A 3,133-nucleotide genomic window follows, 5' to 3' on the forward strand; every position below is an offset into this window, starting at 1 on the left:
CAGCTGTACGACTCCCCGTCCAGCGGTGCCGCCGACCACCTGGTGTACAGCGCGGCCATCCCGGTCACCCCGGGCGAGGACATCACCGTAGCGGCTCGGCCCCGAACCCCGCCGACCCCCCATAGACCTCAGGAATTCAACGCATCAAACGCAGCCGGATCACAATCCCGCAAAAACTGCGCACACCGCGCCGCCTCATCAGCCTCATTGATCTCCGCAGCAGCCACCGACAGCGCGTGCAGGCACCGCAGGAACCCCCGGTTGGCCTCGTGGGACCAGGGCACCGGGCCGTGGCCCTTCCACCCCGCCCGGCGGAGCTGGTCCAGGCCCCGGTGGTAGCCGGTGCGGGCGTACGCGTACGCGGTGACGGGCTGGCCGTTGGTGAGCGCCGCCTGTGCCAGGGCCGCCCAGGCGGCGCTGTAGGTGGGGTGGTCGGCGGCGACCTGGGTGGGGTCGTCGGCGGCGGCGAGCGCGGCGGCGGCCGGCTCGTCGGCGGGGAGCAGGGTGGCGGGTGGTTCGGGCATCAGGTTCCGCATTGCCTTATTCAACCTGGTGACGGGTGGGTTGCGCCCGCGGTGCACTGAGGAGTTCGTCACGGGCATACTCGGCTGATGTCTGCTTCCACCCCGTTGGAGATCGAGTCCGTGGAGGAGCTGGCCGAGCGGCTGGCGGAGAGGAGCCTGGCCGGGCTGACCGTGCAGGGGCTGACGATCGACCACGATCTGTCGCGGGTCAAGGTGCTGGACGCGGTGTTCATCGGGTGTACGTTCCCGAGCCTGTCGGCGGAGGCGGCGCTGGTGCGCCGGGGTGCGCACGTGGTGCCGGTGGCGGACTGGGTGCCGTACCCGACGCACCCGGCGCGGCTGTACACGTCGGCGGATCTGACCTCGGGGTTCGCCGACGGCGGCTTCGAGGGCATGTACGACACCCGGGTGTACCGGCATTTCGTGGCCGAGGGCGGGCCGAACGCGGGGGTGCGGGAGGCGCTGGCGCAGCGGTTGCACGATCACGGCATCGACAACGCGCTGCACGACGCGATGGCGGACGTCGTGCCGGCGCACCGGATCGGCATCATGGGCGGGCACGCCGAGCTGCGCGGCAGCGGGGCGTACCGGCTGGCGGCGGCGATCGGGCACGGCCTGGCCGGGGCGGGCCGCCTGATCGTGACGGGCGGCGGGCCGGGCGTGATGGAGGCCGCGAACCTGGGCTCGTACCTGGCGGCGCGGCCGGTGGAGGTGCTGGACGAGGCGATCGGCCGGCTGGCGGCGGCGCCGGACTTCCACGACCATGACCCGTTCACGCAGGCGGCGCTGCACGTGCTGGCGGAGTTCCCGGCGGCGGATCCGTGGGCGGGCGGCCTGTCGGTGCCGACGTGGCTGTACGGCCACGAGCCGGCGAACGTGTTCGCGGGCCAGATCGCGAAGTACTTCTCGAACGCGATCCGGGAGGACGTGATCCTGAGGCTGGCGCGCGGCGGGATCGTGTTCGCGCCGGGCCGGGCGGGCACGGTGCAGGAGGTCTTCCAGGCGGCCACGAAGTCGTACTACGCGACCGACGGCGACAGCGGCCCCTTCGTCTTCCTCGGCCGCCGCTTCTGGACCGAGGTCCTCCCCGTGACCGAGCTCCTGCGCACCCTGCTCGGCGGCGCCGACCTGGCCCACCTGGTCCACGTCACCGACGACGTCACCGAAGCCCTCGCCATCCTCTGCCCCCACTGACGAAAGGAAGGGCACCTTCTTAACGCTATGCGTAGCAGAAGGTGCCCTTCTTAACCTCGGGAGCGGTCCCGCTGGACCGGCGCGCCGCATGTACACAGCCAGGTGAGTCCGGCGAGGCACGACCGGGGCCGCACCTCGTCGGAGGCCCGGTCCAGCGCGAACACGGCCGTCTCGCGGCCACGGATTCTCACCAAGCGAGGCAACCCCGGCCCATAGATCGAGCGTCGATATATCATGCGACGATATATAGCGCCTGCCGTCCTCGCGTGCCTCGCCACAGCCTTCGCCCTCCTGTCCGCCGGTTGCGGCAATGCCGCTCCAGCGGGCGCCGCGACCTGGCTACCCCCGAGCTGCGCGACCGGGCTGCCGGACGACGGCACCCCGGAGCCGCTGCCCGCGGACCGTCCGGTCGGGCGGGCCGCGCTGCTCTACCAGCTCGGGCACGAGGCGCCGATCTGGCTGGTCACCAGCACCGGCGAGCGGTACGCCATGCCGCCGCTGCCGCCGCGGCCCGCGGACTCCCCGGCGCCCGATGCGTCCCGGCTGCCCGAGCCGCTGCCGCCCGAGCCGCCGTCCCGCGAGAGCGTCCGCGACATCCGGCTCTCGCCGGACGGACGCTGGCTCGCCCGTGCCGTCCACCGCAACGTCGAGCTGCGCGACCTCACCGGCACCCGGGTCGAGCAGCTGCCGAGCAGTCACCACCTGCACTGGTCGCCCGACGGGCGATGGCTGGTCCTGCAGCGCGAGCACGGCGGCGACCGCCTGGAACTGCTGCGCTACGACCTGCGCGAGGGGCGCGTCGAGGAGCGGGTGCAGCCCGTGCCCAACCTGACCTGGCACCTGCTCGGCGTACGCGACGACGGCGCGGTCGTGCTCCGGGGCAGCCGTGAGCTCGTCGACGGCGGGGGCGAGCGGAATCCGTCCGGCGTCGACGAGTCGTGGCTGGTGCTCGATCGCACCGGCCGCGAGCTGGGCCGCGGCACGCTGCCGCTCCGGCACCGCATCGGCCTGCCGGCGGGGGACACGCTGATCGCCACCAGGCACGCCGAGCGGGGCACCGACGCGGTGGCCACGGTGGCGTACGGCCTGGCGGACGGCGGGCCACGGTGGACGGTCACCCATCCGCCGCACCGGCTCGGGCTGCTCTACGGCGTGGCCGGCAACCTGGGCGGGGTGCCTGTGATCATGCAGTCGTTCGAGCGCGGGTCGCCGGATCGGGCCGACACCGTAGAGCTGTACACCGTGGACCCCGCGACCGGCGGCACCGCGCTCGCCTGCCGCATCCCCGCCCGCAGCCACGTCGTGCTTCCTCGCTGAGGCAGGATGCTCTTATGGATGTCAAGCCGCTGAGGCTTGGCATCCATAAGGGTGTTCAGCGGTGATGATCTGGTAGATCTCGCGGGCCAGGTAGCGTT

3 protein-coding genes are annotated in these 3,133 nt (G+C 72.6%); 2 read left to right on the plus strand and 1 reads right to left on the minus strand.

What is annotated here, in order from left to right; genetic code table 11:
* Positions 1–128: 128 nt before the first annotated feature.
* A complete protein-coding gene (locus tag AB0J67_RS40250) occupies positions 129–536 on the minus strand; it encodes a DUF3151 domain-containing protein (protein ID WP_363490948.1) in 408 nt (135 codons plus the stop codon).
* A gap of 75 nt (positions 537–611) precedes the next feature.
* On the opposite strand from AB0J67_RS40250, the gene AB0J67_RS40255 reads away from it, so the two are divergent.
* The gene (locus tag AB0J67_RS40255; protein ID WP_363490950.1) at positions 612–1,718 is read left to right on the plus strand and encodes a hypothetical protein; all 1,107 of its coding nucleotides are present in this window, start codon (positions 612–614) and stop codon (positions 1,716–1,718) included.
* A gap of 234 nt (positions 1,719–1,952) precedes the next feature.
* The gene (locus AB0J67_RS40260) at positions 1,953–3,035 is read left to right on the plus strand and encodes a hypothetical protein (RefSeq protein ID WP_363490952.1); all 1,083 of its coding nucleotides are present in this window, start codon (positions 1,953–1,955) and stop codon (positions 3,033–3,035) included.
* The last annotated feature ends 98 nt before the right edge of the window (positions 3,036–3,133 follow it).

Origin of the sequence: Catellatospora sp. NPDC049609 (assembly GCF_040675365.1) — a bacterium.
Classification (GTDB): Bacteria; Actinomycetota; Actinomycetes; order Mycobacteriales; family Micromonosporaceae; genus Catellatospora.